Annotated in this window: 5 protein-coding genes and 1 pseudogene; 5 read left to right on the forward strand and 1 reads right to left on the reverse strand. The window is 74.6% G+C overall.

Translation table 11 applies throughout. The features are described 5' to 3' along the window. The 5 genes and pseudogenes from HTZ82_RS05040 to HTZ82_RS05060 form a co-directional block, all read left to right on the forward strand. Positions 1-655: pseudogene (locus tag HTZ82_RS05040) on the forward strand (MFS transporter); the annotation flags it as partial. An 89-nt stretch (positions 656-744) separates the two neighbouring features. Next, the gene (locus HTZ82_RS05045) at positions 745-1,509 is read left to right on the forward strand and encodes a response regulator transcription factor (RefSeq protein WP_175408050.1); all 765 of its coding nucleotides are present in this window, start codon (positions 745-747) and stop codon (positions 1,507-1,509) included. Next, on the forward strand, positions 1,502-2,668 hold the full coding sequence (locus HTZ82_RS05050) for a sensor histidine kinase KdpD (RefSeq protein ID WP_175408051.1): 1,167 nt from the start codon (positions 1,502-1,504) through the stop codon (positions 2,666-2,668). The genes HTZ82_RS05045 and HTZ82_RS05050 overlap by 8 nt, the downstream gene beginning before the upstream one ends. Before the next feature lie 313 nt (positions 2,669-2,981). Further along, on the forward strand, positions 2,982-3,482 hold the full coding sequence (locus HTZ82_RS05055) for a hypothetical protein (protein WP_175408052.1): 501 nt from the start codon (positions 2,982-2,984) through the stop codon (positions 3,480-3,482). An 88-nt stretch (positions 3,483-3,570) separates the two neighbouring features. Continuing rightward, on the forward strand, positions 3,571-5,784 hold the full coding sequence (locus HTZ82_RS05060; protein WP_175408053.1) for a trypsin-like serine protease: 2,214 nt from the start codon (positions 3,571-3,573) through the stop codon (positions 5,782-5,784). 81 nt (positions 5,785-5,865) lie between these two features. Here the strand turns inward: HTZ82_RS05060 and HTZ82_RS05065 are convergent. Then, on the reverse strand, positions 5,866-6,537 hold a 672-nt coding region (locus tag HTZ82_RS05065; RefSeq protein WP_217623680.1), incomplete at its 5' end, for a class F sortase.

Below are 6,537 nucleotides of genomic sequence, written 5' to 3' on the forward strand. Positions count from 1 at the left end.
CCGTCCGTTCCTGCTGTTCTCGGTGGCGATGATCGGCTCGTACGTGCTGTCGTTCCAGGTGTATCTGGCGCTGCCGCTGGAGGTGCGGCGGCTGGGCGGCGAGGGCGCCGGGGGTACGGCGGCGACGGCGCTGCTGTTCGTGGTGTCGGGGCTGAGCACGGTGCTGCTGCAGACCCGCGTGACGGCCTGGTGCGCGGCGCGGATGGCGCCGGGGCGGGCCCTGGTGTGGGGGGTCGTGGTGATGGGCGCGGCGTTCCTGCCGCTGCTGGCGGCGGCCGCGGTGCCGGTGCCGGACGGCGGTCCTGGCCGGTGGGCGCTGGCGGCGGGGCCGCCGGCGGTGGCGGCGCTCCTGCTGGCGCTGGGCACGATGATCGCGTACCCGTTCGAGATGGACACCATCGTCCAGCTGTCCGGTGACCGACTCGTCGCCACGCACTACGGCCTCTACAACACGGTCTGCGGCATCGGCATCACGGCCGGGAACCTGCTGACGGGCGCGGTCCTGGACGCGGCCCGCTCGGCCGGGCTCTCGGCGCTCCCCTGGCTGGTGCTCCCGGCGGTCGGGGTGGCCTGTGCGGCCGCCCTGCACGCCCTGCACCGGACGGGGCGGCTGGCGGCGCGTACGGGGGCGGCGCGGGAGGGGGTGACGGCGTAGGCGGTGTCACCGCCGGGGCCGGGCTTACGGATCCGTGACGCCCGGCCCCTGGGGGCGACTCCGGAAGTACGGGGTGCGACGCTGGCCGTATGCACAGTGGGCGGAGCGCGCAGCAGGGCCGGAACGGGCGGCATGTGCTGGTCGTGGACGATGACCCGACCGTGTCCGAGGTGGTGACCGGCTACCTGGAGCGGGCGGGGTTCGAGGTCGGTCTGGCCGCCGACGGGGCGGGTGCCCTCGCGGCGGCGGACGCGCGCCGGCCCGACCTGGTGGTGCTGGACCTGATGCTGCCGGGCATGGACGGGCTCACCGTGTGCCGGGAGCTGCGGGCCCGGGGGCCCGTGCCCGTGATCATGCTCACGGCGCGCAGTGACGAGGAGGACCGCATCCTGGGCCTGGAGGTCGGCGCGGACGACTACGTCACCAAGCCGTTCAGCCCGCGCGAGCTGGTGCTGCGGGTCGAGTCGGTGCTGCGGCGCAGCGACCGGGCCGCGGCGCCGCGCGAGGCGGCCGAGCCGGCCGAGCCGCTGCGGGCGGCCGGCATCGAGGTGGACCGGGCCGGGCGGCGCGCTCTGAAGCACGGCCGTGAACTGGCCCTGACGCTGCGCGAGTTCGATCTGCTCAGCTACTTCCTCCAGCACCCGGGGCAGGTGTGCGACCGGGAGCGGCTGATGCGCGAGGTGTGGGGCTGGGACTTCGGGGACCTGTCCACGGTCACGGTGCATGTGCGGCGGCTGCGCGGCAAGATCGAGGACGATCCGGCGCGGCCCCGGCTGATCCAGACGGTGTGGGGCGCCGGCTATCGCTTCGATCCCGCACCCGGCGTCGCCGAGGACGGAGGGCCCCGTGCGTGACTTCCTGCTGATCGCCTTGTACGCCTTCCTGGGCGCGGCCGCCGCCGGGCTGCTGGGCTGGCTGGTGCTGCGGCTGACGCGGCGCCGTTCGGTGGCCGTGTCGCTGACGGTGGTGCCCGCGGTGACGGTGACGGCGATGCTGGCCGGGACGCTGGCGGTGTGCTGGGCGATGTTCCTGTCGTCGCACGACCTGAGCGTGGTGACGACCGTGGTGGCGATGGCGGCGGTCGTGTCGTTGGCGACGGCCGTGCTGCTGGGCCGCCAGGTCGTCCGGCGCTGCCGGGAGCTGGCGGTGGCGGCGCGGGACTTCGGGGACGGCGGGACGTTCCTGCCGCCCGCCGGTCCCGCACCGGCGGAGCTTGCGGCGCTGAGCCGGGAGCTGGCGGCCACGTCGGCGCGGCTCGCGGAGTCGCGGGAGCGTGAGCGGGCGCTGGAGGCGTCGCGGCGGGAGCTGGTGGCGTGGATCTCGCACGACCTGCGGACGCCGCTGGCCGGGCTGCGGGCCATGTCGGAGGCGCTGGAGGACGGGGTCGTGAAGGACCCGGCGCGCTATCACCGGCTGATCCGTACGGAGGTGGACCGGCTCAACTCGATGGTGGGCGACCTGTTCGAGCTGTCGCGGATCCACGCCGGCGCGCTGTCGCTGAGCCCGTCGCGCGTGTCGGTGTACGACCTGGTGGGGGACGCGCTGGCGGGCGCCGACCCGCTGGCGCGGGAGCACGGCGTACGGCTCGTCGGGGACCGGGTGGACGCCGTACCGGTGGAGGTCGACGGCCGGGAGATGACGCGGGTGCTGGGGAACCTGCTGGTGAACGCGATCCGGCACACGCCGGCCGACGGCACGGTGGCGGTGGCGGCGGAGCGCCGGGACGACGACACGGTCGTGCTGTCCGTGACGGACGGCTGCGGCGGCATCCCCGAGGACGATCTGCCGCGCGTGTTCGACACGGGCTGGCGCGGCAGCGCGGCCCGTACGCCGCCCGCACCGCCCGCCGGAGCCGGTCTCGCGCCGGCGGCCGGGGCCGGTCTCGGCCTGGCGATCGTCCGGGGCATCGTCGAGGCCCACGCGGGCCGCGCGCGGGTGCGGAACGTGGCGGGCGGCTGCCGCTTCGAGGTCACCCTCCCGGCGGCGACGGCCAGTCAACTTCCGGGTGTCTGAGCTCACTTGTCGCCGCAGCTCTCACCAGCCCCAACCGTCACTGACGCCCCCTCAGGTCACCCGTGACCCACCACCGAACTCTTGTGCGGTTCGGTCGAGGTGGTAACAATGATCACGCCAATCCGAATCCCAGGAACCGGAACGGCGTCGTTACGGGGGGAGTTGACATTTCTTTTCAGGCATACCCGGAGTGCCCCTTTTGGGGCCTTCGTCAGTCCGGTTCCCTGTGCGCCGTTTTCACGCGCGCATCTTCCGCGCATGGGCATCCCATGCGCCTTTTCTCATCTCACGGAAGACAGGAAACGAGACACCAATGAGATTCATTTCTCGCCTGCTCACCGCGGGTGCGGTGGCGGGAGCGGCAGCCCTCGCCCTCACGACCGGAGTCACCACCGGCGGCACCGCCGCCCCGTCCGTCACCCCGGTCGCCGACGAGGCCCCCGGCTACGCCGTGGAGGACTTCAACTACCCGGGCGCGGACAAGATCCTCGCCGAGAAGGGCTTCCTGCTCAAGCGGGGCGACGGCCACATCACGCTCGCCACCTGCGGCGAGGCCGGCCTCATCGAGGTGTACTCGCGGAAGAGCAGCGCCCCGGTCTGCTTCCGCGTCACGGGCAACCAGGGCTTCCTGACCCTGGAGATGCAGGCCGTCTACGGCATCAAGGGCAACGACTACGACACCGACGTCACCATGACCACGGGTACCGAGGAGAAGACCTTCGACGTCCCGAAGAACAGCTTCACCCCGGTCGGCGAGGCCACCGACCCGCAGGGCCGCGACCACACGCTGGTGGAGATCGTCGCCACCCGCTGACCCCGCCCGCCTCCGGGACCGGCGCGCGTCCGCCGGGCCGGCTCACAGGCCCCTGACCCCGGTCCCGTACCACGTCAAGGAAAAGGTCATGCAACGTCATCTCGCCCGTTCCGCCGGGCTCGCCGCGTTCACCGCGGCGCTCATAGCGGCCCCGCTCGCACTGCCCGCGCACGCCGTCGTCGGCGCACCCGAGGCCGAGGGCTCGCTCCCCTTCACCGCCCGCCTCGACATCGGCAACGGCCAGAGAGCCTGCTCCGGCGCCCTCGTCGACCGCGAGTGGCTGCTCACCGCCGCGAGCTGCTTCGCCGACGACCCGGCCGCCGGCCTCGACGTCCCCGCGGGCGCCCCGAAGCTGAAGACCACCGCGACCATCGGCCGCACCGACCTCACCACGTCGGCGGGCGTCGTCCGCACCGTCGTCGAGGTCGCCGCGCGGCCCGGCCGCGACGTCGTCCTGGCCCGGCTGAACCGCCCGGTCACCACCGTCGCGCCCGTCGCGATCAGCGCCACCCCGGCCACCACCGGCGAGGAGCTGAAGGTCGCCGGCTACGGCCGTACGAAGACCGAGTGGTCGCCGCTCACGCTGCACACCGGCGCCTTCACCGTCGGCGCGGTCACCGCCGCCGACGCGACCGTCACCGGCAAGGACGGCGCGGCCGTCTGCGCCGGCGACACCGGCGGCCCCGCGCTGCGCGTGACGAACGGCCAGGCCGAGCTCGTCGCGCTCAGCAGCCGCTCCTGGCAGGGCGGCTGCTGGGGCATCGACGCGACGGAGACCCGCACCGACGCGGTCACGTCCCGCGTCGACGACCTGCGCTCCTGGGTCGCCGCCAAGGTCGCCGCGCCGCGCATCACCGACTTCAACTGCGACGGCGTCGAGGACATCGCCATCGGCGACCCGAAGGCGACCGTCGGCGGCGACACCAACGCCGGTGTCGTCCGCGTCGTGTACGGCGGCGGCAAGGGCACCGTCGAGCTGAACCAGGACCAGGCATACGTCCCCGGCGTCTCGGAGGCCAGCGACTGGTACGGCGAGGCCCTCGCCACGTTCGACCACAACGAGGACGGCTGCACCGACCTCGTCGTCGGTGTCCCGGCCGAGGACATCACCGTCAACGGCACCACGCACGCGGACGCCGGCGCGGTCCAGATCCTCTACGGCGCCAAGGGCGGCATCGGCACCGGCCAGGCCGCCACGGACTACGTCCAGGGCCTCGGCACCGTACCCGCGATCAAGGGCTCGGCCTCCGAGGCGGGCGACCGCTTCGGCCACGCCGTCGCCGCCGGCCACACCGCCGAAGGCGAGCCGTACCTGCTCATCGGCATCCCCGGTGAGGACCTGGGCTCCGTCAAGGACGCGGGCAGCACCATCTACCTGCGCGGCAGCGTCAACACCGCCGTCCACCAGGACAAGCCGGGCTACGCGGGCGCCATCGAGGCGGGCGACCGGTTCGGCTCCTCCGTCGCCGGTTCCGCGAACCACATCGTGATCGGCACGCCGGGCGAGGCCATCGGCACCAAGGCCAAGGCGGGCGGTGTGCAGATCTCCCGGCACGCCCTGAACGCCGACAACGTCCCGGCCCCGGTCCTCGGATTCGACCAGGACGCGACCTTCGTCAGCGGCGGCGCCGAGGCCGGCGACCAGTTCGGCGCGTCCGTCGCCGCCGTCGAGTACCGTCCGTCCGGCGCGGCCACCGCGACCGACACGGTCGTCGCCGTCGGCTCGCCCGGCGAGGACCTCACGCGGAACGGCGCCAACCAGGCCGACGCGGGCGCCGTCCACAGCTTCCGCGTGACCGCCTCCGGCACCGTCACGCAGGCCGCCAACATCCAGCAGGAGGTCGCCGACGTCGCCGGCGCCGCCGAGACGGGCGACAAGTTCGGCGCCAAGGTCGTCCTGGCCAACGTCGCGCCGCGCTCGGTCGGTTCGGCGTCGACCGTCGTGCTCGCCGTCGGCATCCCGGGCGAGGCCCTCGGCTCCGTCACGAACGCCGGTGCGGTGCAGACCTTCTACCCGTTCGGCGCCGTGGGTGCCACCGACACCTGGATCGAGGCGGGCAACGCCCCCGGCCTCCCCGGCACCCCGACGTCCGGCCACACCGTCGGCAACTACCTCGGCGGCACGGCCGGCAACCTGTACATCGGCGTCCCCGGCCAGTCGCCGTACGGCGCCGCGTACGCCATGCCGTGGAGCAACGCGACCGGTGGCCGCACCGGCGCGACCGGTACGGTGACGACGTACAAGCCCGGCACGAACGGCATGCCCGCCGTGGGCGGCCAGTTCGGCCGCGCGTTCGGCTGAGGCCGACGTTCGGTCAGGCGGGCCCCGGGAGGAACGATCCTCCCGGGGCCCGCCCCTTCGCCCGTTCGCCCTCGCGGGACGTCAGACCGGCACCCCGTACAGCACCAGGTTCTCCGCGTACACGCGCGTCTCCGGGTCGAAGGCGCCCGCGCACGTCACCAGGACGAGCCGCGGCCGGCCGTCGGCCGTGAACAGGTCGCCGGGCAGGGCGCTCTTGCGGTACGTACGCCGGGCCACGATCCGGTACGTGTGCCGCGTCCCGTCCGCCGCCGACACCTGCGCCCGCGCCCCGAGCGGCAGGCCGTGCAGCGCCTCGAAGGGGCCCGGTCCCTCGTCCGCCGAGTCCAGGTGCCCCGCCAGCAGCAGCGTGCCCCGCGGCGCACCCGGCCGGGCGCCCCGCGCCCACCAGCCGAGCCGCGACGGCGACGCGGGCACGTCGAGGGAGCCGTCACGGCCGGCGGCCACCGGGTCGATGGGCAGGCCGTCGAAGTGGCCGGGCACCGACAGCGCGACGGGCGGCGCCTCCGCCCCGTCCTCCCGTACGGCCCCGGAGGCACGCCCGCCCGCCGGCACCGCACCCGCGTCCGCCCCGCCCGGCGGGGCGCCACCCGACGGCAGGAACAGCGCCAGGGCCGCCGACGCGGCTCCCGCGAGCCCGGCCCAGACGAGCAGCCGCCCGGGCCCCGGCTCACCACCCAACCGCCCACCACCACCGGCCGGCCCACCGCCACCGCCCACCGCCGGCCGACCACC

The sequence above is a fragment of the Streptomyces sp. TRM64462 genome (assembly GCF_013362995.1).
Taxonomy (GTDB): Bacteria; Actinomycetota; Actinomycetes; order Streptomycetales; family Streptomycetaceae; genus Streptomyces.